Source organism: Sulfitobacter sp. TMED3 (assembly GCF_002167505.1).
Classification (GTDB): Bacteria; Pseudomonadota; Alphaproteobacteria; order Rhodobacterales; family Rhodobacteraceae; genus Sulfitobacter; species Sulfitobacter pontiacus.
In genome coordinates this window covers 15,647-41,989 of sequence record NZ_NHBI01000067.1, presented here as the reverse complement: position 1 = coordinate 41,989, position 26,343 = coordinate 15,647, and the positions used below count along the sequence as shown (strand labels likewise).

Below are 26,343 nucleotides of genomic sequence, written 5' to 3'. Positions count from 1 at the left end.
CCACCGCGACCACGACCGCGTCCGCCGCGACCCTTTGGCTTGGCGGGGTCGTCAATCGCTTCCCACGGACGGCCGGAGGCCACGGGGATCGAGATTTTCATCGTCTTCTGGATATCTTTCAGCTCGCCCATTTCATCCGGTGCGCAGAAAGCGATCGCCGCCCCGTCTTTGCCCGCGCGCGCGGTCCGGCCGATACGGTGGACATAATTGTCGGGCACATTGGGCAGCTCATAGTTGTAGACGTGCTTCACGTCGGGAATATCCAGACCGCGGGCGGCGACATCCGTTGCCACCAGCACGGTGACCTCGCCTTTCTTGAAGGATTCAATGGCGCGGTCCCGCTGGCCCTGGCTTTTGTTGCCATGGATCGAGGCGGCTTTGAACCCGGCCTTGACCAGATCTTTCATCAGCTTTTCACAGCCGTGTTTGGTCCGCCCGAACACCAGGGCGCGTTCCTCGGTGTGTTTGCCAAGCAGTTCGATCAGCAGGGATTTCTTTTCCGCCTTGGCGATGAAATGCACCTCTTGGGTGATCTTGTCCGCCGCCTTGCCCGGAGGCGAGACTTCGATGCGGATCGGGCTGTTGAGGTAGCTGTTGGCGATCTCGTTCATCAGTTTCGGCATGGTTGCCGAAAAGAGCATGGTCTGACGCTCTTTCGGCAGCACCGCCGCAATCTTGCGCAGATCGTGGATGAAGCCCATGTCGAGCATCTGATCCGCTTCATCCAGCACAAGGAAAGTGGTCTTGTGCAGCAGCACCGCGCGGCGGTCCATCAGGTCCAGCAAGCGCCCGGGTGTGGCCACCAGCAGGTCGACGCCGCGCTCCATCCGTTTGATCTGCGGGTTGATCGACTGGCCGCCGACAATCATCATGGTTTTCAGCTGGGTGCCTTCGCAGAACCCTTTGAGGTTCTCCATGATCTGGTTGGCCAGCTCGCGGGTCGGGGCCAGCACCAGCCCGCGCACGGTGCGCGGCTCGGGCCGGGCTTCGCGTTCCAGCATCTGGGCCACCAGCGGGATACCGAAGGCAGCGGTCTTGCCGGTGCCGGTCTGTGCCAGCCCCATCACGTCGCGGCCATTCATCCCGTGGGGGATCGCCTGTTTCTGGATCGGGGTCGGATCGGTCATGCCCATGTTGGTCAAGGCTTTGACCAGACGGCGCGGCAGGCCCATCATTTCAAAATCGCTCATCGTTTTGTCGTCTTTCCGCGGGATGCGGGGCAAGGCCCCTTCCCGCCATAGCAATCACGCGGGCCCTGTCGATGCAGGGAAACCGCGAGGGACGCAAAGCAGATCGCAGGGGGCAGCCTAGTGCCAACACCCTGTCTGTTGCGCTTGGCCCCACGCGTGATTTTGGGAACATCGGCGGCCTTTTGTTCAGCTATCATAAGACGCGACGATTTTAGGTCGACAGGTCAAGGGCTGGTCTGCTCACGCGGCAGAAGGCATCGCTTGCGCCCCAGATGGGCTGTTTGGGCGGCAAAGTCAACGGTGCTGTGAAAGATAGCCTAGCGCGCGGTGCTGCGCGCCAGCATCAGGGGCAGCACAGCGCTGAGGATGAACAGACGCATCATGTGGCAGGCGGCGACAAAACCCGGGCTGATCCCCAGCACGCTGCCCATGGCGATCATTGTCTCGAACCCACCGGGCGCAAAGGCCACGAGGATATGCGCCAGCGGCATGCCAAGCGCCATAGCGACCGGGATTGCCCCCAGCAGGGCCAACCCCACGGCAAGGCAGGTCACAGCCAGCCCCGCGGCAAGCCCCTTGGTCAGATCGTCAAGCCGCACGCCAGAGAACCGCGTGCCGATCAGGGCGCCGAGCACCACATAGGCGGGCATCACCAGCCACAGGGGCAGCACACCGGGGGCGAGCCCTGTCACATGCGCAAGCGATGACACCAGCATCGGCCCGATCAACATCGGCGCGGGTACCCGGATGCGCCCCAGCAGCACCCCTGCCCCAACGGAGAGCACCGCCATCACCAGCAATGTCACGCCGCCCATAACGGGGCCGTCGGGCACGATGGACCCGCCCAGATCAACCCCCATCGCCAGCGCGACAAAGGGCACCACCAGCGTGAGCGACAACAGCCGCACCGACTGCGTGGTCGAGATACGCACCACATTATCCCCGCCATCGGCCGCCATCGCCAGCACAAAGCTGAGGTGTCCGGGGGCCGAAGCCAGCAGTGCTGCACGACGGTCAAAGCCAAAGAACCGCGCCAGAAGCCAGCGGCTGAGCACCAGCATCGCCCAGACCAGCACGGCCATCACCACAAAAGCCAGCGGCCAGCGCAGCATGGCATCGACCGCATTCTGGTCAAACCCCGCCCCCACCGACAGGCCGATGACGACAAAGCAGATGTTGCGCAGGGGCAGCGACACCCCCATGCGCCCGCCCGCCAGACCGGCCAGCGACACCAGCACCGCAGGCCCCAGCAGCATGTAGATCGGCGCGTTCAGCAGCCAGCCGACAGCCGCCCCTACCGCGCCGATAAGGACGGTGAAAACGGTCGTAAGCGTATCAGACGGGGGGCGCGGCCATTTCATACGCTTGTGCTAGCAGTTGGTCCCTTCCGCCACCAGCCCCGTCACGGGATGCACCGCGAGGCTTGCACATCCCCCGACAAAGGGACATGCATCCTCTGACGGAATTTTAGAACGATTGTATGAAGGAATAGGATATGGACAATCTGCGCGGCGCTTTGATCATGGTGCTGTCGATGTTGGGCTTTGCCATTGAGGACATGTTCATCAAGCTGATCGGGACGGATATCCCGATCGGGCAGATTATCTTTATGCTCGGGACCGGTGGCGCGCTTTGCTATGGCGCGATGGTGGTGATGAAGGGCGAACCGTTGATGGATCGCGCGATGCTGACCCGCCCTATCCTGCTGCGCGCCTTGGGCGAGATTGTCGGCACCTTGGGGTTTGTATCGGCCATTGTGCTGACACCGATTTCTTCTGCCTCGGCCATTTTGCAGGCGACACCGCTGGTGGTGACCCTAGGCGCGGCGCTCTTTCTGGGCGATCCCGTCGGCTGGCGCCGGTGGAGCGCTATTCTGGTTGGTATGCTGGGCGTCTTGCTGGTGATCCGCCCCGGGATGGACAGCTTTCAAGCGCTGTCCCTGCTGGCGGTTCTTGGGGTGCTGGGGCTGTCCTTGCGCGATCTGGCGACGCGGCGGGTGCCGAAATCGACCTCTACGTTCCAGCTGTCGTTCCTTGCGTTTCTGGCGCTGGTCCCTGCGAGCCTGCTTTTCATGCTGGGCACGGGCACGGCTTTTGCGCCGATGTCGGGGGTGCAATGGCTGTTCATGGGGGCCGCGCTGACAACCGGCATGGTCGCCTATTACGGCATCGTCGCGGCCATGCGTATCGGCGAAATCAGCTTTGTCACACCGTTCCGCTATGCGCGCCTGCTGTTCGCGATGGTTGTGGGCATCACGATCTTTGGCGAACGCCCCGATCTGCTGACCTATGTTGGCGCAACCATCATTGTTGCCTCGGGCATCTATACGGTATGGCGTGAGCGAAAGGTCAAAGAACAGGCCTGAACACTTTCCATCCTCCCCCCGGCGCGCTAAACCGCTGCGCAATTGTCATCTGCAAAAGGATAGCCCCTTATGAGCACGATCATCGACATCCACGCCCGCGAAATCATTGACAGCCGGGGCAACCCCACGGTCGAAGTCGATGTGACGCTTGAAGACGGCACAATGGGCCGCGCGGCCGTTCCCTCTGGCGCATCCACCGGTGCCTATGAGGCGGTAGAGCGTCGCGATGGCGACCAAAAGCGCTATATGGGCAAGGGCGTTCTGGAAGCCTGCGCCTCGGTCAATGGCGAGATCGCGGATGCGCTGGTCGGCATCGACGCGACAGAGCAGGTCGAGATTGACGGCACGATGATCGAGCTGGACGGCACCGACAACAAGTCGCGTCTGGGGGCCAACGCCATTCTGGGCGTCTCCCTCGCGACGGCGAAGGCCGCGGCTGATTATTGCTCGCAGCCGCTCTACCGCTATGTGGGCGGCACCTCTGCGCGCATGCTACCCGTGCCGATGATGAACATCATCAACGGGGGCGAGCATGCGGATAACCCGATCGACATTCAGGAATTCATGATCATGCCCGTCGCGGCAGAGAATATCCGCGACGCGGTGCGCATGGGCTCCGAGGTGTTCCACACGCTGAAGAAAGAGCTTTCGGCCGCAGGTCTGTCCACCGGTATCGGCGACGAAGGCGGCTTCGCACCCAACATCAGCTCCACCCGAGATGCACTTGATTTCATTCTGAAATCCATCGAAAAAGCAGGCTATAAGCCGGGCGAGGAAATCTACCTCGCGCTGGATTGTGCGGCAACGGAATACTTCAAGGACGGCAGCTATGTCCTTTCTGGCGAAGGGAAAACCCTGACCAGCGCCGAGAATGTGGATTATCTGGCGGCCCTATGCGCCGATTACCCCATCATCTCTATCGAAGACGGCATGTCCGAAGACGATTGGGATGGCTGGAAACTGCTGACCGACCGTCTGGGTGACAAGATCCAGCTGGTGGGCGACGATCTGTTCGTGACCAACCCCGAACGTCTGGCCGAAGGCATCAAACGCGGTTCTGCCAACTCCATGCTGGTGAAGGTCAACCAGATCGGCACCCTGTCCGAGACGCTGCAAGCGGTCGACATGGCGCATCGTGCGGGCTTTACCAACGTGATGTCCCACCGCTCGGGCGAGACCGAGGACGCGACGATTGCGGATCTTGCTGTTGCGACGAACTGCGGTCAGATCAAGACCGGCTCGCTCGCGCGGTCCGACCGGTTGGCGAAATACAACCAGCTGATCCGGATCGAGGAATCGCTTGGCGTGACAGCGGAATACGCCGGCCGTTCGATCCTGAAAGGTTGATTACAGGGGGCGTCTTGCCTCGCCCGAAGATACGAAAGCGCGCCCGATCAAGGCGCGCTTTTTTTGTGCTTGCGGTGTCGCGTCCAGTGTCAGCTTTGGATCTGGCGCAACAGGCCCGACTTGGTAAAGCCCACACGGATCATATCCGTGTCACTTTTCAGCATCGGCATCTTGATCTGGATCGTCCGCGGCTGCGCGCCAAAGGCGACGTTCATCCGGATGGTGGCCACGAATTTGCCTTGCGTCGACGGGCGCACGTCTTCGATCATACCCACGACCTCGCGGTCGGTGGTCATGACCGTAGCGCCCAATGCCGCCGTGATCGGGACAGAGGCCGCGGCGCGGGTCACATCGCCGCTGACACTGCGCGATACCGCGGCAGTTGCGCTGTCGGTCGTTCCGCTGTTGTCGGTCGTCGTGTCGCCACCGCTGTTGGACCCGCCGGTGCTGCCGACACCCACGCCAACGCCCGCGACGGAACCCCCGCCAACCGAGGCCCCGACACCAGCGCCCACGCCGCCGACAGAGGCACCAGCGCCCGCATCAGCAACCGAGCCGCCACCGACAGAGGCTCCCGCCCCCGCGCCGACGCTGCCTGAACCCACACCAACACCGACATCCGCGGCGGACCCGTGGCCGACGCTGGCCCCTACGCCCGCGCCAATACCGCCCACGCTGGCACCGACGCCAACATCCAGCGCAAAGGCCGACGTGGCGATGAATACCGTTGCAACCGAAGTTGCGGCGTTTTTAAGAAACATACTCGTCATGGTCATTCTCCTTTTGAAAAGGAACGGCGCAAGCAAAGCCCCCACTTTCTGCGCCACCGTTCTGAGGTAGTACAATTCAAGGTAGAACCACCCAGATCCCAAGCAAGGAAACAGACTGTTTACGGAACGCCATTGTGCACGCGGGCAACAGCCCTTTGCCGCGCCAGAAACCCGTGGCGCGTAGCTAACCTATTCGGGAGAAACGAAGAATACGCACGACCATAGCGCGAAATTCTAACAGGCGACTCACGCCGCAACACGTCCTGTCCAGCGAAAAACGCAGGTCACAGCGGTGACGATACGCTGGCGCGAAACCCATCAAAGGGCCTTATTCTAAAAGCTGATCGCCTCTGTCGGCATGCTCACGATGCCGCCCCCGACCGCAGCCCGCACCCCCGTGGTGCCGGGGCAAGAGGTGGGCAGCCCGCGCGCCACCCGCACGGCAAGATATCCGAAGGCCTGCGCCTCCAGCATGTCTCCGTCCAGCCCGATCTCTTCTATCGGCATGACCGGACAATCCAGACTGACGCTGAGCATCTTCATCAACACAGGGTTGTGCCGCCCGCCCCCGGTGACCAGCACACGATCGGGCAAACGCGGACAATGCTGCATCGCTTCGGCCACGCCAGCGGCACACATGGCCGTCAGCGTCGCGGCGGCATCGGCGTCCGACAGTTCGGTCACCAGCGCGACCATCTCGTCAAAATCGTTCCGGTCCAACGACTTGGGGGGCATCCGTGCGAAATAGGGCTCGGCCAGAAACAGTTCAAGCGCGCCGGTCTCTACCTGCCCGCGCGACGCGGTCTTGCCGCCCTCGTCAAAGGGTAGCCCCAGACGCGCCTGCATCAGATCGTTGATGGGCGCATTGGCGGGCCCCGTGTCGAAAGCCAGCAGCGCCCCCTCCGTCTCGGGCAAGGGGATCGCTGGATCCACCCAGGTCAGGTTCCCCACCCCACCAAGGTTCAAAAAGGCCACCGGCCCCGTCAGCCCGGCATAGCGGGCACAGGCGTGGTGAAAGAACGGCGCGAGCGGTGCGCCCTCTCCGCCCAGATGCACATCGGCGCTTCGGAAGTCCCAAACCACGGGCAGCCCCAGATGATCCGCGAGCGCGGCACCGTCGCCCACTTGCAACGTCCCCTGCANGCGCGGCGCATGGGCCAGCGTCTGNCCGTGAAAGCCGATCAGATCCACATCGGTATACGCGCCAAGGGCATCNATATGCGCNGCCTCGACCACCTGCGTCGCCGCCGCCACCTCTGGCCCTGACCATTTGCCGAAACCGGCGGCGATGGTGCGGCGTTCCTCGGCNGAATAACTGCGGTAGCTCGACGTGCCGAAGCCCATGATATCGCGGCCGTCCGTCTCGATCACCGCGACGTCCACCCCGTCGAGCGAGGTGCCGCTCATCGCGCCTGCGGCNCGCAGCGGGCCTGTTTTCGCGATCCGTGTNGGGGTTCTTGCCCCTTGGGCCTTATTCATGGCCTTTTCCTTTGTCTGCTCAGCACCTATAGAGTGCACCACCACCCAAGCTGAGGGCAAGCACCATGACATACCACCCCAAATCCGATTTCATCCGCATCATGATGGAGCGCGGCTTTCTCGCCGATTGTACGGACTATCAGGGCCTTGATGACGCGCTGATCAACGGGGCTGTGCCTGCCTATATCGGCTATGACGCGACAGCGAAATCCCTTCATGTGGGGCATCTGATGAATATCATGGTGCTGCGCTGGTTGCAGAAATGCGGCGGCAAACCGATCACCCTGATGGGCGGCGGCACCACCAAAGTGGGCGACCCGTCCTTCCGGTCGGATGAACGCCCCCTGCTCGACAATGCCGCNATCGACGCCAATATCGCCGGCATGCAGCAGGTGTTCGAGAAATACCTNTCCTACGGTGACGGCGACAGNGANGCGATCATGCTGAACAACGCCGAATGGCTNGACAATCTGAACTACCTCGAATTCCTGCGCGACATCGGGCGGCATTTCAGCGTNAACCGGATGCTGTCGTTCGAAAGNGTNAAATCCCGCCTAGATCGGGAACAGTCGCTNTCCTTCCTCGAATTCAACTACATGATCCTGCAGGCCTATGACTTCCTTGAGCTCAACCGCCGCTATGGCTGNTTGNTGCAGATGGGCGGNTCGGATCAATGGGGTAACATCGTCAACGGNATCGACCTGACCCGCCGNGTGCTGGANCAAGAGATNTNNGGNNTNACCACGCCNNTGCTCACNACCAGCGACGGNCGCAAAATGGGCAAATCCCAGGGCGGCGCNATCTGGCTGAACGGGGACATGCTGTCGCCNTACGAGTTCTGGCAGTTCTGGCGNAANACCACCGATGCGGACACGGGCAAGTTCCTCAAGATCTTCACCGAACTACCGGTCGAGGAATGCGACCGTCTGGGCGCACTGGAAGGCTCCGACATCAACGCGGCCAAGATCATNCTNGCGAACGAGGTCACGACCCTGCTGCACGGTGCCGAAGCNGCAAAGAANGCCGAAGCCACGGCACGCGAAGTGTTCGAAAAAGGCGGCGTCGGNGATGANCTNCCNACNCTGACGCTNANCGCGGCNGATATCGGCGACGGCATNTCTATCGTGCAGTTGATCGTGAAATCCGGTCTGGCCGGTTCGGGCAAAGAGGCAAAACGTCTGATCACCGAAAACGGTGCCCGCTATAATGACGAACCGCTGACAGACGCAGGCCTGATGGTCGATGCCGNCACGCTGGCCACACCGATCAAGCTTAGCGCGGGCAAGAAACGCCACGCGCTGGTACAACTGGGCTAAGCCCCCNACAGTATGNGAGGGGGGCNGGTCGCCCTGCCCCCTTCAGCTTTCGGCTTTTTCTTCCAGCATCAGCCACTCGGCCTCTGCGTCCTGCAGCTTTTCATTCCGCTCGACCAAGGCATCGGTCGCTTTCTGGAATTTCACCGGATTGTCGGAATANAGNNTCGGATCGCTCATCAACTCTTCCAGTTTCGCGATTTCGGCTTCCAGTCGCGCAATCTCGGCGGGCAGCNCCTCAAGCCGNTGCTTTTCGGTAAAGCTCAGTCCCGACTGCTGCGCCGCTTTGGGCTTTTCGGATTTCGCCCCGGGCTTTGATTTGACNNCNACGCTTTGGTCAAAATCATCCTGCTGGCGCTGNGCCAGATAATCCGTCCAACCGCCCGCATAGACNGTCGCCTTGCCGTCACCNTCCATCGCNATGGTGGTCGCGGCAACACGGTCAAGGAAGTCACGNTCNTGGCTGACCAGCAGCACGGTGNCGTCATAGGTCGACAGCAACTCCTGCATCAGATCAAGGGTTTCGACATCCAGATCGTTGGTCGGTTCATCAAGCACCAAGAGGTTGCTGGAGCGCGCCATGATCTTGGCCAGCAGCAATCGCGCCTTTTCACCCCCCGACAAGGACCGCACGGGCGCACGGGCCTGCCCCTCGTCGAACAGGAATTCTTTCAGGTACCCAACCACATGTTTCGGCTGCCCACGCACCAGAATCTGGTCCGCCTTACCCGATACACGCATTTCCGGATCACCGGTCAGACTGTCCCACAGCGACATATCGCCATCAAGCTGCGCGCGCGCCTGGTCGAACAGCGCGATCTCAAGGTTGGTACCCTGTTTGATCTCGCCCCCGTCGGGCTGTTCTTTCCCGATCAGCATATTCAGCAACGTCGTCTTGCCCACACCATTCGGCCCGACCAAGGCGATCCGATCACCCCGCTGGATCGTGATGTCGAAGGGGCGCAGAATCGTCTTGTCGCCAAAGGCCTTGGTGATGCCCATAGCCTCGACCACCTTGCGGCCCGACTTCGGNCCCGCTTCCAGCGCCATGGCNGCGGTGCCCTGACGTTTGATCTGGCTGGCGCGTTCGGCNCGCAGGTCTTGCAGGGCGCGCACACGGCCCTGGTTNCGCTTGCGCCGCGCCGAAATGCCTTCGACAGCCCACCGTGCNTCCGCCTTGATCTTGCGGTTCAGCTTGTGGCGCTGCATGTCCTCTTCTTCCCACATCTGGTCGCGCCAGGCTTCAAACCCGCCAAAGCCGATGTCCTGCCGNCGCACAACACCGCGGTCGACCCANAGCGTCGCACGGGTCAATTCGCGCAGAAACGCCCTATCGTGAGAGATAATCACAAAAGCGGCCCGCGTCGCTTTCAGCTCGTCTTCAAGCCAGCGGATCGCTTCGATATCCAGGTGGTTCGTCGGCTCGTCCAGCAACATCAGCTCGGGCTCGGAGGCCATCAGACGCGCCAATGCCGCGCGGCGACGTTCCCCACCCGACGCGGTGCTGACAGGGCGCGCGGGGTCGAACTTCAACCCCTCTCCGGCNCGTTCGACCTTGTACATCTCNGACGGGTCCAGNCCATGGGCCGCGAAGTCGCCCAAAGTCTCGAATCCGGTCAGATCCGGGTCTTGCTCCATATAGCCCACCGAAACGCCGGGCCCGACGATCACGTCGCCGCTGTCGGCCTCGACCAATCCGGCCATGACCTTCATCAAAGTGGATTTACCTGACCCGTTCCGGCCCACCAGCGCCAGTCGGTCGCCGGATTGAACCACAAGGGACATGTCTTCGAATACNGGATCNCCGCCGAATGTCAGCGAGATCTCGTTAACTTGTAAAAGGGGTGCGCGTGCCATGACAGCCAGCTAGCGCCGCGCCGCGTCAGCGTCAATGACCCCTCTTCCAAATGGNCTAAAATCCTCGCCGAAGGCATGAAACTCTTAGGCGGCACCACGCAGCAGGCGCTTACGCCCCTCGGGGATCGCCGCGATTTCAAGGCCGGTAAANACATGCAGCGTGTTCATCTGGTGGTCGATCACCGCATGATCGCTCACCCAGCCCCCCATCATCAGATAGCTCCGCAGCAGCGGCGGCAGCATTTGTAGCGCGGCTTTNTCGGCCGGTTTATCCAACGTCCGTTCCACAAAGCCCACCGTATCGGGGGCCTTGACCNGCGGCTGCCATTGCANNGGCGCAAGGTGGCGGCTGTGCAAAAGCGCCATGACATCGCNATAGGGTGCCGGATCGGTACCCTTGAAGGAGGTGCAGCCAAAGAGCAACGCGACCNTATGGGCGTCCACAAACTGCGCCAGCGCGGCCCAGGCCATGCGCACGACATCCGGGTCTGTGACCCCCGGGGCCAGACAGAACCGCCCCAGNTCCATCNTCGCGCCGGGGAAATATGCAAGCTTGGTCAGATCGTAGAATTGCGCGGNATAGCTTTGATNCAGCGANNCGCCCTCCATCANCCCGATCCGGTAGCAGCACAGCAGGTCACCGCTGCCTTGATGCCGCACGAGGATATGATGCTTTTGCGCATCAAACCCGTCGATATCGCGCGACTGAACCAGCCCAAAGGCCCGCGCGCGCAAGGCTTGCGCGGCCTCGATATCCTCGGCTGTGGTGGCACAATAGGCNCGGTACGGACCGCGTAAAANCGGCTNNATCNCAGCNCCCTNNGGCACCGTCACGGGCCTGCCCTAGCCAGCCAGCGCCGCGGGGTTGAAGCGGCCAATNTTGCCCAGAAGCTGGCGGATAAAGGATTTATCCGAGATCGGCGAACTGGTGACGCGGCGGTCAAGGGTGACGACATTGCCACGCTCCAGCCCGAAACGTTCGACGTTCTGCACCACACCGTTGCTGTCAAAGCTGACAGCGACAACTTCGCGCTCTGTCTCGCGCGGGGCCATGAACCACATCGCCTGACGGCGCGACCGGACATAGTAATACCCCGAATTGGTCAGCAACCCTGCCGACGCGGGCACGCCCACGGTTNCGGCCACGGTGTCGCGTGTGTCCTGGCCCACGGTGATCTTCTCAAGATCCTCTTGCGGCGGGATATAGCCGTGGTTGGAGTATTGCGGGGAGCAGGCCCCAAGCGTCAGACCAGCAGCGAGAACTGTGGCGGTCAGCAGTGTCTTTTTGACATGGCGGTCGATACGCATTCTTGGTGCCCTCTTGCCCTTGGGGATCATGGCTTTTATCTCGCATACACTAAGCACGCCCCATGGTTCAAGAAACGAAAGTACCCCTAANATGTCTCGCACGCCCCCAAGCCCCACAGCATTGCGCGTCGCAGAGCTGTCGCAGAATGCGCAAACCCCTTTCTCCCTGCGTCCCGACGCCGACAGCTTGCGGATGATCGCAGAAGAACTTGATCTTTCAGCNTTACGTAAACTTTCATTCGAAGGGCACCTCAAGGCGCTTGGTCGCAGTGATTGGGANCTCAAGGCGCGTCTGGGGGCCACTGTGGTGCAGCCCTGCGTGGTGACGCTGGAGCCGGTCCAGACGCGGATNGACGTCGATGTNACACGGCTTTTCGTGCAGGATTACGAAGAACCCGAGGAAGCCGAGGTCGAGATGCCCGAGGATGATCGCACCGAACCGCTTGGNGCGTGGATTGATCCCGCGGCCATCATGATCGAAGCGCTGGCGCTTGAGATTCCCGAATATCCCCGCGCCGACGGGGCCGAACTGGGGCAAGCGGTCTATACCAAACCCGGCGACACCCCGATGACCGACGAAGACGCCCGCCCCTTTGCGGGGCTGGCCGGCCTCAAGAACCAGCTTAAGGACGATACCACCGAATAACCCNGCCGGTTTGGGTGAAAAAAGGGTTGCTTCGGCGGGTTTTCGCAGTATTTTGCGCCCTTCACCCCAATTAAGGTTGGACATCGGATAGGCTTCGGCCTAAACGCACGTCACGCCCAAACCGGGAGTTGATCTGAAACACGGTCGTCTTTGGCAGGAAGCCGATGAACGACCCCGAAGGCAAAGGCACCAGACATGGCTGTCCAACAGAATAAAGTTTCCAAATCGCGTCGCAACAACCGCCGCGCACACGATTCGCTGACTGCAGCGAACCCGAACGAATGCTCCAACTGTGGTGAGCTGAAGCGCCCGCACCACGTTTGCGCAGCATGCGGTCACTATGACGACAACGAAGTTGTTTCTCTGAACGAAGAGATCGACCTCGACGAAGACGCGGCGTAAGCTCGTCACGTCAACCGCAGTTCATAAGAGGCATCGCACCAGATGACGGCCACGTCCGATCAGCCTAGCGCGAGAACTCAGCGCACCCTTATCTCAGTTGATGCGATGGGGGGCGATCAGGGCCCGGCAATCGTTGTTGCCGGGTGCTCTGCGTCCGCGCTAAAGAATCCCGATATCAGCTTTATCCTGCACGGCCCTGCCGAAACGCTGGAACCGCTGGTGGCAAAGCGGCCCGAACTGAAAGGGCGCTGCACCATTCGGGATGCCCAAGGGGTTGTCACAATGGATGACAAGCCCAGTAACGTCGTGCGCAATGGCAAGGGCACATCGATGTGGTCCGCCATCGAATCCGTGCGCGATAACGAAGCCTCGGTCGCGGTCAGCTGCGGGAACACCGGCGCGCTGATGGCGCTGTCGATGATCCGCCTGAAAAAGCTGCCGGGTGTGAACCGCCCTGCCATCGCTGTGCTNTATCCCTCNACCAACCCTCAGGGCTTCAACGTTCTGCTGGATGTGGGTGCGGATGTGCGTGCGGATGCCGATGACCTGCTGCGCTATGCGCTGATGGGCAAATCCTACGNCCGCAACGGNATGGACATCGAACGCCCGCGCATCGGGTTGCTGAACGTCGGCACCGAAGAACACAAAGGCCGGACCGAGCTGAAAGAAGCCCACGAGTTGATTCGCGACGCCGCGGATGACGCGGGTTTTGAATTNGTCGGTTTCGTCGAAGGCGGCGATATCTCGGGNGATGTCGCAGATGTGATCGTCACCGATGGATTTACAGGTAATATTGCGATCAAGACCGGTGAAGGCACCGCGACGCTGATCGGCAATGGCCTGCGCCAAGCGTTCAAGAATTCGATCTGGTCCCGCGCGGCATCGCTGTTGGCCTATACCTCGCTGCGCCGCGTCAGCAAACGGTTTGACCCGCGCCGTGTGAACGGCGGTGTNTTTTTGGGGTTGAACGGCACGGTCGTTAAATCCCACGGTGCCGCTGACGCGACGGGGGTTTCCTCGGCGATCAAACTGGCCGCGCGATTAGCGGAAAGTGAATTTACAAATCGGTTGGCTGCGCGTGTTGCTGCAGCAAAGCCGACGAAAGAGACCGAAGAATGACAAAAAGAGCCGTCGTAATTGGTGCCGGACACTACCTTCCGGAACGCATTGTCGAAAACGCAGAGTTTGAAGGCAAGATCGACACCAGTGACGAATGGATCCGGTCACGCTCTGGCATTGAACGGCGTCACTTTGTCGGCGAAGGCGAAACCACGTCGACCATGGCCACCGCTGCCGCCAAGGCCGCATTGGCCGACGCGGGCAAGACAGCNGCCGATGTGGATGCGGTGATNNTCGCNNCCTCTACCCCCGATCTGACTTTCCCCTCTGCCGCAACGATGGTGCAGGCGCAGCTTGAGATGGAGCGCGGCTTTGCCTTTGATGTACAGGCTGTGTGCGCGGGCTTTGTCTATGCGCTGGCCAATGCCAATGCGCTGATCGTCTCGGGTCAGGCTGACCGCGTGCTGGTCATCGGCTCCGAGACATTCTCGAAAATCATGGACTGGACCGACCGGAGCACCAGCGTGTTGTTCGGTGACGGTGCCGGCGCGATCCTGCTTGAAGCGCAAGACGGCGACGGCACGGCAGCCGACCGCGGTATCCTTTCCACCGATCTGAATTCGGACGGGCGCTACAAAGACTTGCTGTATGTCGACGGTGGCATCAGCACGGGCACGACCGGCTATCTGCGCATGCAGGGGAATCAGGTCTTCCGTCACGCGGTCGAAAAGCTCGCCGCGTCGGCAAACACAGCGATGGACCGTGCCGGCGTCAGCGCCGAGGACGTCGACTGGATCGTCCCGCATCAGGCGAATATCCGTATTATTCAAGGCACTGCCAAAAAGCTGAACCTGTCGATGGATAACGTCGTCGTGACGGTTCAGGACCACGGCAACACCTCTGCCGCGTCGATTCCGCTGGCCCTTTCCGTCGGGCAAGAGCGCGGCCAGATCAAGAAAGGCGACCTGCTGGTCACCGAGGCGATCGGCGGCGGGCTGGCCTGGGGCGCGATCGTTCTGCGCTGGTAAGCGGCTTTTCTTCGCGCGAACAGCACGTTACGCCCCATAGTTGTTGACTTGCGGAAAAATCACAGCCTATGCTGCTTAAAACACATGGGGGGAAGATATGGCCGACAAAACGTTGACCCGGATGGATTTGAGCGAAGCAGTCTTTCGTGAAGTAGGTCTTTCCCGCAATGAAAGCGCACAGCTGGTCGAAGCGGTGCTTGAACATATGTCCGACGCGCTGGTCAAAGGCGAACAGGTCAAGATTTCATCTTTCGGCACTTTCTCGGTGCGCGACAAGTCGGCCCGCGTCGGCCGGAACCCCAAAACCGGCGAAGAGGTCCCGATTAACCCGCGCCGCGTGCTCACATTCCGCCCGTCCCATCTGATGAAGGACCGGGTTGCAGACGGGAACAAGCGATAACCTAATGCCCAAGTCTCCGGACGCATTCAGAACCATCTCCGAAGTTGCAGAATGGCTTGAAATTCAGGCGCATGTCCTGCGTTTCTGGGAAAGCAAGTTCACGCAAGTCAAACCGATCAAACGAGCAGGCGGGCGGCGATATTATCGCCCCAACGATATGCTGCTGCTTGGCGGTATCAAACGCTTGCTGCATGAAGACGGGCTGACGATCAAAGGCGTCCAGAAGGTATTGCGCGAAGAAGGCATGGGCCATGTCGCGGCCCTGTCCGCGCCTCTTGACGGGGTCACGCAGGATGATCTGGATGCCGGTGGCGACACCATCGACATGCCCCCCGCGCCGATGCAAGAAGACGCAGAACAGACCCACGAGGGTGTTGTTCTCCCGTTCGAGCAACGCGGGAGCAAAGCGGCCAAGCCAGCCCCTGTCGAAGCGCCCGAAACACCAGCCGAAGCCGCTTCCGCGCCCGAGGTGTCGGCAGAGGATACCCCCCCCCTGCCTGCCGACGAACCGACCCTCGACGCGACAGAGGCAGAGCCGGAGCCGGAGGAGACAACCGTCGCCCCCGCCGATACCTCTGCGGAGGACGGTGCCACCCTGCCCGGCTTCCTGCGCCACCCGATGACCGACGCACCGGTGCCGCCAAGCGATAACACGCCGGACGAAGCCCCTGCCGCTGCGCAAACTCGCGCCCCGGATCAGGACTCGCCCGCACTGCCCATCGACAGCGCGCCAGAGGCAGCGCCGGAAGACAGCACTGCCGAAACGCTGGAGGCCGAAGCGCCAGAGGTCAACGAGGCACCGGAAGACCCTGTTGTTGCAGGTCCCAAGCCGCGTATCATCGATCTGCCGCCTCTGACGGCAGAAGAAGACTTCCCCGCCAAACCCTCTGTGCTTTCTGCTGCATTGCTGTGCCGCGATCTGCCCGAGGATTCGGCCCGCGATATCGCGCCTTTGCTGAGCCGTTTGGGCGAACTGCGNGATTCCATTCGGGCCGATGTGGTCCGCNGCACAAAAGTCTAAGCCGCGCGTGCGATTTGCGACAATTCCCCCTTGCACGCACGGTTTTATCAGGTATGAAACGCCTCATGTCGGGCTATGGCGCAGCCTGGTAGCGCGTCCGTCTGGGGGACGGAAGGTCGCAGGTTCGAGTCCTGCTAGCCCGACCAACCGACATAAAACAAACGCCCGTACCCTGATGGGTGCGGGTGTTTGCATTTGAAAGGCCCGGATATGATCGGCGTAGTTCCCAACCAGCATATCACCGACATGATCGCTTCGGGTCAGATCATCGGCACACCGCCTGTCGACAGCGCCCAGATCCAGCCTGCGAGCCTAGATCTTCGTCTNGGAACAGTGGCTTACCGCGTGCGNGCGTCTTTTCTTGCNGGGCATGGGGCCAAGGTCGCCGACCGTCTGGAAGAGTTCGAGATGCACCGCGTCGACCTGACGAATGGGGCGGTGCTGGAAAAGGGCTGCGTCTACGTTGTCCCGCTGATGGAAAGCCTCGCNCTGCCCCAAGGCACCTCNGCGGCGGCGAATGCCAAAAGCTCCACNGGGCGGCTGGACCTGCTCACGCGCACCATCACCGANGGCGGGACCGANTTTGATCGCATCGCGCCGGGCTATACCGGCCCGCTTTACGCAGAGATTTGTCCGCGCTCTTTCTCGGTGCTCGTACGTCCGGGCATGCGGCTGAACCAGATCCGTTTTTCCACCGGTGCCGCCACGCTTGACGATGCCGCGCTGCGCGCATTGCACGCCGACAGCCCGCTGGTGGATGGCGAGGCCGTGATCGATGATGGTCTGGGATTCTCGGTCGATCTGCGCTTGCCTGACACCACGCTGGTCGGCTACCGCGCCAAGCCGCATACGGGTGTGATCGATCTGGACAAGATCGGCCATTATGACCCTGCGCAATACTGGGAAGAGGTCCACAGCGACAACGGTCAGATCATCCTCGACCCCGGTGCGTTCTACATTCTGGTCAGCCGCGAAGCCGTGACCATCCCGCCCGAATACGCCGCAGAAATGGCCCCTTATCTGGCGATGGTGGGCGAATTCCGGGTGCATTACGCGGGTTTCTTTGACCCCGGTTTCGGCCATGCCTCTGCAGGGGGTGCGGGATCACGGGGCGTACTTGAAGTGCGCTGCCACGAGGCCCCTTTTGTGCTGGANCATGGTCAGGTNGTCGGACGGTTGGTCTATGANAAAATGACCGACGTNCCGACCCANCTNTACGGGTCGGGCATCGCGTCGAACTATCAGGGTCAGGGTCTCAAGCTCAGCAAGCATTTCAGCGCGCCGCGCTAAGCTTCGCAGCGCCTGATCACGCGGGTTAGAAACGCGTCAGCTTGCGCATGTTCTTGACCATATTGCGCGCCTGTTTGCCNTGCTCGCGNCTNCTTNTGTCACGACGGGCCANTTCCTCGGCGCTTGGTTGGACAGGATTGCCGTCACGGTCCACCGACGCCCGACGCCCCTTGCCCAGCTTTGACGCCTGATCAAAGCCGATATCAACGCCTTTGTTGATCAAACGCCCCATCACGCGACGCATNATCATATTAATTATCTGGTTCATGTCCTGACCTCTTTACCGCGCGTTAAACTGTGTCTGAGGCNAATATANCACCTATTGCGGCGATTTTCAGGCCACCTGCGGGATTAATCCTCGAACAGCTCGCTCTGGCCCTCGGTCGCTTCTGGGTCTTCCTCGCTGTCGACACCGGGCATCTCGCCAAAGGCGGGGCGGCTTTCNAGCAATCCGGCAGAGCGNAGCTCTTTCAACCCCGGCAGGTCGCGGGGGCTTTCCAGACCGAAGTGGGCCAGAAANTCCTGTGTCACGACAAAGGTCACCGGACGACCGGGGGTCATCTTGCGGCGGCCAAAGCGAATCCAGTCCAGCTCAAGCAGCTGATCCAGCGTGCCGCGCGATACGGATACGCCGCGGATCTCTTCGATCTCGGCGCGGGTGGCGGGCTGGTGGTAGGCGATGATCGCCAAGGTCTCGATCGCGGCGCGCGACAGTTTGCGCGTCTCGACCGTTTCGTGNTGCATGAGATACCCCAGATCCGCCGCCGTNCGCATGGCGTANGCATCCCCGATGCGGCACAGCTCGACTCCGCGGCCGGTGTAGCGTTTGCGCAGATGCACCATCGCTTCGGCAGGGTCACAGCCNTGCGGCANACGNGCCGCGATCTCNCGCAGGGTCATCGGCTCTGCGGTGGCGAAAAGGATCGCTTCGATCATGCGCTCCTGTTCGGCCAANGGCGGGGCCTCGAACAGGCTTTCNTCTGTTTGTTCAACGGGTTCGGCCACGTCAGATATCCTTCTTGCGCAACTGGATCGGGGCAAACACGCCCTCTTGGCGAATTTCCAGATGCCCTTCCTTTACCAATTCAAGCGATGCCGCAAACGTCGATGCCGTGGCCGAGCGGCGCATTGCCGGTTCTTCGCCCCATCCGTCGGGCATGTAGCTGGTCAGGTCAGACCAGTCGCCAGAAAAGCCAATCAAGCCACGCATGCGCTCCAGCGCCTGCTCCATCGTAAAGACCTTGTCACGGTCCATCACGAAGGGGCGGAAATCGTCACGGGTGCGAATACGCGCGTAGCCCTGCATCAAATCCAGCAAGGTTGCGGTATAGGTCACGCGGCGGGTCTGGCGCATTTCCTGGGTCTGGCCGCGGGCAAAGAAGTCGCGCCCCAATTGGTCACGGGCCATCAGCTGGGCCGCCACGTCGCGCATCGCTTGCAGACGTTCCAGCTGGAACGCCAGATGCGCGGCCAGTTCCTCGCCCGAGGGGCCATCGTCCTGCGGATCAGGCGGCAGCAGCAGGCGGGATTTCAAAAACGCGAGCCACGCAGCCATGACCAGATAATCCGCCGCAAGCTCAAGCCGCAGCGCCTTGGCCTTGTCTACGAACATCAGATATTGGCGTGCCAGCTGCAGCACCGAGATTTTGCGCAGGTCGACCTTCTGGGTGCGGCTAAGGGTCAGCAACAGGTCCAACGGGCCCTCGAACCCGTCGACATCCACGATCAGCGCCTCGGCCGCGAGCCGTTCAGCAACTTTCGTTTGCCCGTCTTCCAACTGCGTTTCAGCCATATACCGTCCCGCCCAAAAGCCTGTCGAGCTTTGCAGTCAGGGCAGGAATGTCAACATTATCAGGCGTCCGGCGCATGCCAAGCGCACGCACGGCCCGTGTTTGCGCGGCCTCGGACATCTCTCCGGCAGCATCGGCAACGAGGGTGCGATCCTCAAGTGTGGCGTTGCAATACAGCACCACATCACAGCCTGCGGCCAACGCTCCGGCGGCGATGGCATCCACCTCGCCCGCCAGTGCTTTCATCGAGATATCATCCGTCATGATCAGGTTGTCAAAGCCGATATCCTCACGGATCAGCTGCATCATCACCGGCGACAGCGTGGCAGGGCGCGGATCAATTGCGTCATAGACCAGATGCGCCGTCATCCCCATCGGCAGGTCGTTCAACGCCTTGAACGGGGCGAAATCATGGGTGTCCAACGCGGCACGCGGCGCATCAACCTGCGGCAAGTCAAAATGACTATCCATCGTGGCGCGCCCATGTCCGGGCATATGTTTGACCACAGGCAAGACGCCCCCCGCCAACATGCCGTCAGCCGCCGCACGGCCCAAAGTCGCCACGGCATCGGGCGTCGTGCCATAACAGCGGTTGCGCAGGAATGTGTGGGTTTGCGCCCCGGCGACATCGACCATCGGCGCGCAATTGCTGTCGATGCCCACGCGGTGCAGCTCGTCCGCGATCAGTCGAAAGCGCAGATACATCGCCTCTGCCGCGTTGGGGCCGGCTGCCTGCACGAAGTCCAGCGGTGCCGTCCAGTCGCGCCAATGCGGTGCGCGCAAACGCTGCACCCGCCCGCCTTCTTGATCCACGGTGATAACAGCCTCGTGGCCCGCCGCCTCGCGCAGTTCATCACACAGCGCGCGGACCTGATCCGGCGTGTCTATATTGCGCGCAAAGAGAATGAACCCAAAGGGCTTTACGGCGTGAAACAACGCCTTTTCCTGCGCCGTCAGCCGAAGCCCCGACGCGTCCAGTATCGTCGCCCCGTATCGCATCAGCGTGTAACGACGGGAATGCAGTCGGTGTTTTCAGCAACCAGCGCCGAACAGAAGCGCCGCGCATCCGCGATGTCCGAGAACCCATGCGCGCGCAGACGGTAGAAGGTACGCCCACCACTGCTGGCCTCTTGGATGATGCGGTCCTTGCCTTCCATATAGGCCCCGAAACGCGCGTTCAGACGGACCCATTGCGCCCGTGCGATCTGCGGTGAATCGAAAGCGCCAAGCTGCACCAGACGCGTCCCGGTGGGCAGGCTATCGGGCGAAAGTTCTTTCACTTCGGCGGCGGCAACCGGTGCCGGTTCAAACGATGCTTTGGTCGCTACGGCACGGCCACCGGGGCGCGTTTGAGGGCGCAAGGAGGCGCGCACGCCCGGCTCTTCGCCCATGGCAACGGCCACCGCGTTCGACACCGCCATCTCAAGCGGGTCGACATCCATCGTGGCACTTGCGTTAATCGGCTCTGGCAGGGCGGTGCCGTCTTCTTCGTCTTCCAGTGGTTCCACCCCATCGGTGAGAGAGGCGACAAGATCGTCCACATCGCCGTTTTTCAACACCTCTGCCACGTCAGCCGCAGGCGAAGATTGCGTTGGTGCCTGTTGCGCAGGTGCAACCATCGCGACGGGAATGGGCTGGTCTTCTTCTTCCAGATCCAGTGGCTTCGGGGCCAAAATCAGCTGTTCCGCGAATTGGTTCGCCGTCCCTTCAGAGGCCACAGCATTGACCGACAGACCCTGATTGTCCGCCAGTTGGCCGCCCGGATTTTCGGGCCGCACGCGCATATCGCCTTGGGCCGCACGCACCACTGGAATGCCGGTAACATCGCGCACCAGCAGCTTGTAGCCCCAGACCCCGATGCCGACGATCAAGGTGATGGAAAGCGCCGCACCCGCGAAATTTGCAAACTTGGTCAAGGGCTTGGCCGCAACTTGCGGTGCCATCCCTGCGTCATGTTCAAAGGAGTACCCCCCACCCTGGGAGGAGGACGTGTAATCTGCCATTTCTGCCTCACTGCCCGCGTCAGATATCACCCGCGCGGGTCTGTTTTTTGAACCTGCCTGACCAGCAATGGTGCGTTATCGCATCTCTTCCGCTGGCTTGACCCCAAGAATACCAAGACCTGACGCAATTACAATCGCTGCGGCTTGGGCCAGCGCGATTTTTGACTGGGACAGGGCCGCATCATCCTGCAGGAAACGCAGTTCAGGCACGTCGTTGCCGCGGTTCCACAGGCCGTGGAAATCGCCCGCCAGCTCGTAGAGATAAAAGGCGATCCGGTGCGGTTCGTTGCTGCGCGCCGCGGTCTCTACCATCCGGGGCCATTCGGCCAGNTTTTGCGCCAGTTTCAGCTCTGCTTCGTGGTCAAGCTGGCTNAGGTCGGCACGCTGCAAGGTTTCCATATCNGTGTCGACACCCGCCTCTGCNGCCTTGCGCAGGACAGAATGCACACGCGCATGGGCATATTGCACGTAGAACACCGGATTCTCGCGCGACTGTTCCAGCACCTTGGCAAAGTCAAAGTCCAGCATCGCGTCATTCTTGCGGGTCAGCATGACAAAACGCGTCACATCAGGGCCCACCTGATCAACCACATCGCGCAGGGTGACGAATGTCCCTGCCCGTTTGGACATCTTGAATTCCTTGCCGTTCTTGAACAGCTTGACCAGCTGCGTCAGCTTGATATCGAGCGGCACCGCCCCCTCGGACAGCGCCGAAACAGCGGCTTTCATCCGTTTGACATAGCCGCCGTGATCCGCGCCAAAGACGTCGATCAGCATGTCAAAGCCACGCTGCACCTTGTCGTAGTGATACGCGATATCGGGCGCGAAATANGTCCAGCCGCCGTCGGACTTCATNACCGGACGGTCAACGTCATCNCCATGGGCGGTGGATTTGAACAGGGTCTGCTCGCGCGGCTCCCAGTCCTCGGGCTTCTTGCCTTTTGGCGGCTCAAGCACGCCCTCATAGATCAGCCCCTTGGCTTTNANGTCATCAATCGCGGATTCGATCCGGCCCGTGCCATAAAGCGACTTTTCGGAATAAAACACATCCATCTNCACCCCGAGAGAGGCNAGATCATCGCGGATCAGCTTCATCATCTCGTCGGTGGCAAAGTTGCGCACCTCTTCAAGCCAGACGGATTCATCGGCGTCGATATAGGCGTCGCCCACCTTGTCTTTCAGCGCGGCCCCCACATCGATCAGATAGTCGCCGGGGTATGTGCCTTCGGGAAAGGCGACCTCTTGGCCATGCGCCTCNAGATAGCGCAGATAGACAGAGCGCGCCAAAACATCGACCTGCGCGCCGCCGTCATTNATGTAATATTCACGCGTGACATCGAANCCCGCGAAATCCAGCAAGGACGCCAGCGCATCGCCAAAGACCGCACCGCGGGTGTGCCCCACATGCAGCGGCCCCGTCGGGTTGGCCGAGACATATTCGACGTTGACCCGCTTGCCCTGCCCCAGATCGCCNCGGCCAAAGTCTGTGCCCTGCCCCAGAACGGCACCGACAACGCCCTGCCAGACCGCAGCACTCAGCCGCAGGTTCAAGAACCCCGGGCCCGCCACATCCGCCGCNGTGATCCGTGGATCCTCNNCCAGCTTTTCCGCCAGTTTCTCGGCGATATCGCGCGGTTTCATACGGGCCGGTTTCGCCAGCACCATCGCGGCATTGGTCGCCATATCCCCATGCGCCGCATCGCGCGGCGGCTCTACGGTGATGGCGTCAAAGCTCAGCCCCTCGGGCAGAAACCCGTCGGCAACCAGCGTATCAAGGGTGGACAGCACGAGGCTGCGGATATCGGCAAATAGGTTCATAACGGGGTTCCTTCGACTTGGCCCCGTGTATCACCTGAATATGCGCCCATAATCAAGGGCGGTTCAGCCTTTAACGATCAACCGCTCATGTTCCTGCAAGGCAAAGCGATCTGTCATCCCCGAGATATAGTCGCTGACNATCCGCGCAAGCGCCGTATCGCCGTCCGCGTCCTCTACATCCTTGCGCCATTGCTTGGGCAATTGGTCCGTATGCGCGCAGAAATAGGGGAACAGATCCTCGACCACCTGCGTCACCTGCTTGCGCATGATCACCACGGATGGCGCGCGATACATGCGGTCGAANAGAAAGGCGCGNATGACCTTGAGATCCTGGAAAACCGGATCGGAGAACTGGATCAACGTGCGCCCGGCCATNCGAATATCGGTGGCGGTTTCGGGCTTCATCTCGGCCAGACGGTGCCGCGCGACGCTGATCACGTCCTCCACCAGCACCCCAAAGAAACGCCGCAGTGCCTCGTGACGGCGGCGATAGTAGTTCAGCCCGGGATACAGCCTGTCCACTTCGGCGAAATTCTGCTTCAGGATCGGCAGTTCGGCCAGCTCGTCCGTCGAGAATAGCTCGGCCCGCAGACCGTCATGCAGGTCGTGGTGGTTATAGGCCACATCATCGGCAATCGCCGCCACCTGCGCCTCGGCACTGGCGAATGTCTCCAGCTCAAGATCATGCTGACGCTCATAGGCCGCAAGCGCCCACGGCAGCTCTCCCGTCACCGGCCCGTTATGTTTGGCCAACCCCTCCAGCGTGTCCCAAGTCAGGTTCAGCCCGTCGAAATCCGCGTAGTGCCGCTCCAGATGGGTGACGATGCGGATGGCTTGGGCGTTGTGGTCNAACCCGCCATAGGGGGCCATCAAGGCTTCCAGCGCGTCCTCGCCCGTGTGACCAAAGGGCGGATGCCCCAGATCATGGGCCAGGGCGACCGCCTCTGTCAGCTCGGCATTCAGACCCAAGGCACCGGCGATCGTGCGTGCCACCTGCGCCACCTCGATCGAATGGGTCAGCCGCGTGCGATAGTAATCGCCCTCATGTTCGATAAAGACCTGCGTCTTGTGCTTGAGCCGCCGGAAGGCGCTGGCGTGGATGATCCGGTCNCGGTCCCGCTGAAAGCAGGAACGAAAGGTGCTTTCCTCTTCCGGTATCAACCGTCCCCGGGTCAANNCCGGATCAGAGGCAAAAGAAGCGCGCATAGTCGGTGGTCCTTGTGGCCTGTCCTGTGGGTTTCTATATTGTAAGACNACACAGATGGAAACCGATCACACCGGAGCCCGAAAATGAACCTGCCCCCCCAAGTTACCCCGCGCGCCTTTGACCGCCTTGCCGAAATCGGTGCCGCCGCAGAGGGCAAAGCCCTGCGCGTCGCAGTAGAGGGCGGCGGCTGCTCCGGNTTTCAGTACGACATCGCGCTGGATGATCCCAAAGACGATGACCTGATCCTTGAAGGGGCCGGCCAGAAAGTCGTGGTCGACAGCATCTCCCTGCCCTTTCTTGCCAATGCCGTCATCGACTTNTCNGANGANNTGATCGGCGCGCGNTTCGTGATCGAAAACCCCAATGCCACCAGCGCCTGCGGCTGCGGCACGTCTTTCTCGATGTAACAGACACCCGCTTCATTTTGCCAAAGTAAACTCCCGCCGGAGGCTGGCCTCATGCCCGCATGAGGCCATTNTAGTGCCGTCGCTGCACCATAGAAGCCACTGCCGGGATCGGNGCCCGCGCAAACCGCGCGAAAAACGCNTCAAATTGCGGGCAAGACGCCTCTGCCNCGGTCAGTATCTCTTGCGCCTCNGGGNNNAGCGCCCTCATGACCCNTCCACGCATAAGCGNCCANTGCGCTTGCCGCNTCTCTCCCATNTCAAAAAGCGCCGCCGATAGCGCCTGCAGCGCTCCGTTAGGCGGGGTATACCGGATGGCCACTGCCCCTGGTGGCACCGGTTGGCAAAATGCCGCCCCTCCNGACATNTGCGCNGCCCAGCCGGTCACCAGATAGGCGTGATACCCGTCCANCGCNCCGCNNCCNTGCTGCGGTACGATCCGGCAGGCACGCGCAGCGGACTGAACCGCATCCTCCCACAGTNNNGGTGCNGCAGCNCCTGNAAACCGNNGCGCGGCNCANANCTCNGCCAGCAAATCCATATCCTGATCCAGATAGGCGAGAATACCGGCAAAAGTCAGGCTCTCCACCGCTGTCGCCGGCAGTTCGGGGTCGCTTTGACCATACTCCGACAGGTAGAAAACAATATGCGCCAGCTCGTAAGACGCTTTCTTNTTGGGCAGCGCAAANGTTTCGGATCGCGTGAAAAACCGGCGCAAGCGTGACTGCAGNGCGTCATCGCGCGNCACGGNCATCCGACGCGCCAGCAGGCGCNNCGCTTCGGCGCGTTGCAGGTCGGACAGCTCCCCGTCAACCAACNTCATACGCGCGACCCACTGCACCAACCGCTCGCCCACCTCACCGGGCATACCAAGGTCTTCAAGGTCNAGCGCGAGGGACANGAAAAANCGGTAGTACTGCGGNAAGAAGCGGATCGTCTCTTCGATACGGTCATAGAAGGACGCATAGGGCACCAGAGCGTCTGGCGGGACAGGCATGTGCGCGCTTGCCAGAATCCCCAGCCATTCCGCGTTTTCCTTCAACCAGAACACATCCCCCGCACGGCGTCGCTGTACCGCAAACATACGGCTGATCGCGGCGGTATCGGCGTGTTTGCGACCGCTATTGCGCGCACGTACGGATGAAAGCGGTATAACATTCGACATAGGGCCCCCTTTGGCAAGAAACCCCTGCGCCGGTTCCAGCGCAGGGTGTGTCTGGATTAGCAGCCGGTGGTAAACAAACCGGTAAGCTCCCCAGTCGCCATGCCGCCTGCCTGCGGTCCCGACTGTGATCCTGTGGTGAACAGCCCGGTGCCGTGGCCACAATGGGGGTCTTGCCCTGCATTGATACAGCCGGTGGTATAAAGCGCGGTCCCCGCCCCCTGATGGAGCGATGCCGCCCCGGCGTGAACATTCGGGAAAGCAGTTTCGACGTAAGCAATAGCGGTCATGAGTTTTCCTTTTTGACGTGATTTTGAAATCGGCAACTAAACCTCAAGCTGCACTCCCTTCATCAATCACCACCTCAGGGCTTTGACCTAGGCGACAAAAAGATCGCATTTTAACGATGTAAATCATCCACATGCGCTGCGTCTTTGATCCGGTTGAAACCACGCGGCGCTGCCGTGTTCTCCACAATAGCGAC

26 protein-coding genes and 1 tRNA gene are annotated in these 26,343 nt (G+C 61.3%); 12 read left to right on the top strand and 15 right to left on the bottom strand.

From position 1 onward, the window contains the following. A partial coding sequence (locus tag CBB63_RS15545; RefSeq protein WP_286699789.1) for a DEAD/DEAH box helicase occupies positions 1–1,190 on the bottom strand: 1,190 nt, incomplete at its 3' end. Between the two features lie 317 nt (positions 1,191–1,507). Beyond that, complete coding sequence (locus CBB63_RS15540; protein WP_286699788.1) at positions 1,508–2,551, bottom strand: AbrB family transcriptional regulator; 1,044 nt, start codon at positions 2,549–2,551, stop codon at positions 1,508–1,510. Between the two features lie 134 nt (positions 2,552–2,685). Here CBB63_RS15540 and CBB63_RS15535 point away from each other — a divergent pair, with 134 nt between their 5' ends. Then, positions 2,686–3,555, top strand: coding sequence for a DMT family transporter (locus tag CBB63_RS15535; protein ID WP_037944386.1), 870 nt, complete (start codon positions 2,686–2,688; stop codon positions 3,553–3,555). A gap of 69 nt (positions 3,556–3,624) precedes the next feature. After that, complete coding sequence (gene eno / locus CBB63_RS15530; protein WP_009824746.1) at positions 3,625–4,902, top strand: phosphopyruvate hydratase; 1,278 nt, start codon at positions 3,625–3,627, stop codon at positions 4,900–4,902. Positions 4,903–4,991: 89 nt separating this feature from the next. Here eno and CBB63_RS15525 read toward each other — a convergent pair whose 3' ends face one another. Both CBB63_RS15525 and CBB63_RS15520 read right to left on the bottom strand, forming a co-directional pair. Continuing rightward, positions 4,992–5,672 carry a hypothetical protein gene (locus CBB63_RS15525; RefSeq protein ID WP_286699787.1) on the bottom strand — a complete coding sequence of 227 codons (681 nt, stop codon included), beginning with the start codon at positions 5,670–5,672 and terminating at the stop codon, positions 4,992–4,994. A gap of 333 nt (positions 5,673–6,005) precedes the next feature. Continuing rightward, positions 6,006–7,151, bottom strand: a complete 1,146-nt coding sequence (locus CBB63_RS15520; RefSeq protein WP_286699786.1) for an anhydro-N-acetylmuramic acid kinase — start codon at positions 7,149–7,151, stop codon at positions 6,006–6,008. A 65-nt stretch (positions 7,152–7,216) separates the two neighbouring features. On the opposite strand from CBB63_RS15520, the gene tyrS reads away from it, so the two are divergent. Next, complete coding sequence (gene tyrS, locus CBB63_RS15515) at positions 7,217–8,467, top strand: tyrosine--tRNA ligase (protein ID WP_286699785.1); 1,251 nt, start codon at positions 7,217–7,219, stop codon at positions 8,465–8,467. Positions 8,468–8,509: 42 nt separating this feature from the next. Here the strand turns inward: tyrS and CBB63_RS15510 are convergent, their stop codons facing one another. The 3 genes from CBB63_RS15510 to CBB63_RS15500 form a co-directional block, all read right to left on the bottom strand. After that, positions 8,510–10,321 carry an ABC-F family ATP-binding cassette domain-containing protein gene (locus CBB63_RS15510; RefSeq protein WP_286699784.1) on the bottom strand — a complete coding sequence of 604 codons (1,812 nt, stop codon included), beginning with the start codon at positions 10,319–10,321 and terminating at the stop codon, positions 8,510–8,512. 84 nt (positions 10,322–10,405) lie between these two features. Beyond that, positions 10,406–11,149: a GNAT family N-acetyltransferase gene (locus tag CBB63_RS15505; RefSeq protein ID WP_502695956.1), complete on the bottom strand. Its 744-nt coding sequence runs from the start codon at positions 11,147–11,149 to the stop codon at positions 10,406–10,408. Positions 11,150–11,164: 15 nt separating this feature from the next. Continuing rightward, the gene (locus tag CBB63_RS15500) at positions 11,165–11,629 is read right to left on the bottom strand and encodes an outer membrane protein assembly factor BamE (RefSeq protein WP_286699782.1); all 465 of its coding nucleotides are present in this window, start codon (positions 11,627–11,629) and stop codon (positions 11,165–11,167) included. A gap of 91 nt (positions 11,630–11,720) precedes the next feature. Between CBB63_RS15500 and CBB63_RS15495 the strand changes: the two genes are divergently transcribed. The 8 genes from CBB63_RS15495 to CBB63_RS15460 all read left to right on the top strand — a co-directional run bounded on the left by CBB63_RS15495 (position 11,721) and on the right by CBB63_RS15460 (position 17,475). After that, on the top strand, positions 11,721–12,275 hold the full coding sequence (locus tag CBB63_RS15495) for a YceD family protein (RefSeq protein ID WP_286699781.1): 555 nt from the start codon (positions 11,721–11,723) through the stop codon (positions 12,273–12,275). 195 nt (positions 12,276–12,470) lie between these two features. Further along, the gene (gene rpmF, locus CBB63_RS15490) at positions 12,471–12,677 is read left to right on the top strand and encodes a 50S ribosomal protein L32 (RefSeq protein WP_005853791.1); all 207 of its coding nucleotides are present in this window, start codon (positions 12,471–12,473) and stop codon (positions 12,675–12,677) included. Between the two features lie 42 nt (positions 12,678–12,719). Further along, positions 12,720–13,796, top strand: coding sequence for a phosphate acyltransferase PlsX (plsX, locus tag CBB63_RS15485; RefSeq protein WP_286699780.1), 1,077 nt, complete (start codon positions 12,720–12,722; stop codon positions 13,794–13,796). Continuing rightward, the gene (locus CBB63_RS15480; RefSeq protein ID WP_286699779.1) at positions 13,793–14,764 is read left to right on the top strand and encodes a beta-ketoacyl-ACP synthase III; all 972 of its coding nucleotides are present in this window, start codon (positions 13,793–13,795) and stop codon (positions 14,762–14,764) included. The genes plsX and CBB63_RS15480 overlap by 4 nt, the downstream gene beginning before the upstream one ends. A 97-nt stretch (positions 14,765–14,861) precedes the next feature. Further along, complete coding sequence (ihfA, locus tag CBB63_RS15475; protein WP_005853794.1) at positions 14,862–15,164, top strand: integration host factor subunit alpha; 303 nt, start codon at positions 14,862–14,864, stop codon at positions 15,162–15,164. A 4-nt stretch (positions 15,165–15,168) separates the two neighbouring features. After that, a complete protein-coding gene (locus CBB63_RS15470; RefSeq protein ID WP_286699778.1) occupies positions 15,169–16,185 on the top strand; it encodes a MerR family transcriptional regulator in 1,017 nt (338 codons plus the stop codon). Between the two features lie 69 nt (positions 16,186–16,254). Then, positions 16,255–16,331: transfer RNA gene (locus CBB63_RS15465), tRNA-Pro, on the top strand. 64 nt (positions 16,332–16,395) lie between these two features. Continuing rightward, positions 16,396–17,475 carry a 2'-deoxycytidine 5'-triphosphate deaminase gene (locus CBB63_RS15460; RefSeq protein ID WP_286699777.1) on the top strand — a complete coding sequence of 360 codons (1,080 nt, stop codon included), beginning with the start codon at positions 16,396–16,398 and terminating at the stop codon, positions 17,473–17,475. Positions 17,476–17,826: 351 nt separating this feature from the next. On the opposite strand, the gene scpB is transcribed toward CBB63_RS15460, so the two are convergent. The 6 genes from scpB to CBB63_RS15425 all read right to left on the bottom strand — a co-directional run bounded on the left by scpB (position 17,827) and on the right by CBB63_RS15425 (position 24,292). After that, the gene (gene scpB / locus CBB63_RS15450; RefSeq protein WP_286699775.1) at positions 17,827–18,480 is read right to left on the bottom strand and encodes an SMC-Scp complex subunit ScpB; all 654 of its coding nucleotides are present in this window, start codon (positions 18,478–18,480) and stop codon (positions 17,827–17,829) included. 1 nt (position 18,481) lies between these two features. Further along, positions 18,482–19,267 (bottom strand): segregation and condensation protein A, encoded by a 786-nt coding sequence (locus tag CBB63_RS15445; protein WP_005853799.1) that lies wholly within the window; start codon positions 19,265–19,267, stop codon positions 18,482–18,484. After that, on the bottom strand, positions 19,260–20,264 hold the full coding sequence (nagZ, locus tag CBB63_RS15440; protein ID WP_286699774.1) for a beta-N-acetylhexosaminidase: 1,005 nt from the start codon (positions 20,262–20,264) through the stop codon (positions 19,260–19,262). Before nagZ ends, CBB63_RS15445 begins: the two co-directional genes overlap by 8 nt. Then, on the bottom strand, positions 20,264–21,268 hold the full coding sequence (locus CBB63_RS15435) for an SPOR domain-containing protein (RefSeq protein ID WP_286699773.1): 1,005 nt from the start codon (positions 21,266–21,268) through the stop codon (positions 20,264–20,266). The genes nagZ and CBB63_RS15435 overlap by 1 nt, the downstream gene beginning before the upstream one ends. Positions 21,269–21,343: 75 nt before the next feature. After that, entirely contained in the window at positions 21,344–23,086 is a 1,743-nt protein-coding gene (gene argS / locus CBB63_RS15430) for an arginine--tRNA ligase (RefSeq protein ID WP_286699772.1), read from the bottom strand. Between the two features lie 63 nt (positions 23,087–23,149). Beyond that, entirely contained in the window at positions 23,150–24,292 is a 1,143-nt protein-coding gene (locus CBB63_RS15425) for a deoxyguanosinetriphosphate triphosphohydrolase (protein ID WP_286699771.1), read from the bottom strand. Between the two features lie 84 nt (positions 24,293–24,376). On the opposite strand from CBB63_RS15425, the gene CBB63_RS15420 reads away from it, so the two are divergent. Next, the gene (locus tag CBB63_RS15420; protein WP_286699770.1) at positions 24,377–24,700 is read left to right on the top strand and encodes a HesB/IscA family protein; all 324 of its coding nucleotides are present in this window, start codon (positions 24,377–24,379) and stop codon (positions 24,698–24,700) included. A gap of 49 nt (positions 24,701–24,749) precedes the next feature. On the opposite strand, the gene CBB63_RS16430 is transcribed toward CBB63_RS15420, so the two are convergent. Both CBB63_RS16430 and CBB63_RS15415 read right to left on the bottom strand, forming a co-directional pair. Continuing rightward, positions 24,750–25,862 carry a DUF6902 family protein gene (locus tag CBB63_RS16430; RefSeq protein WP_502695954.1) on the bottom strand — a complete coding sequence of 371 codons (1,113 nt, stop codon included), beginning with the start codon at positions 25,860–25,862 and terminating at the stop codon, positions 24,750–24,752. Between the two features lie 56 nt (positions 25,863–25,918). Then, positions 25,919–26,149 carry a DUF6749 domain-containing protein gene (locus CBB63_RS15415; RefSeq protein WP_286699769.1) on the bottom strand — a complete coding sequence of 77 codons (231 nt, stop codon included), beginning with the start codon at positions 26,147–26,149 and terminating at the stop codon, positions 25,919–25,921. Between the last annotated feature and the right edge of the window lie 194 nt (positions 26,150–26,343).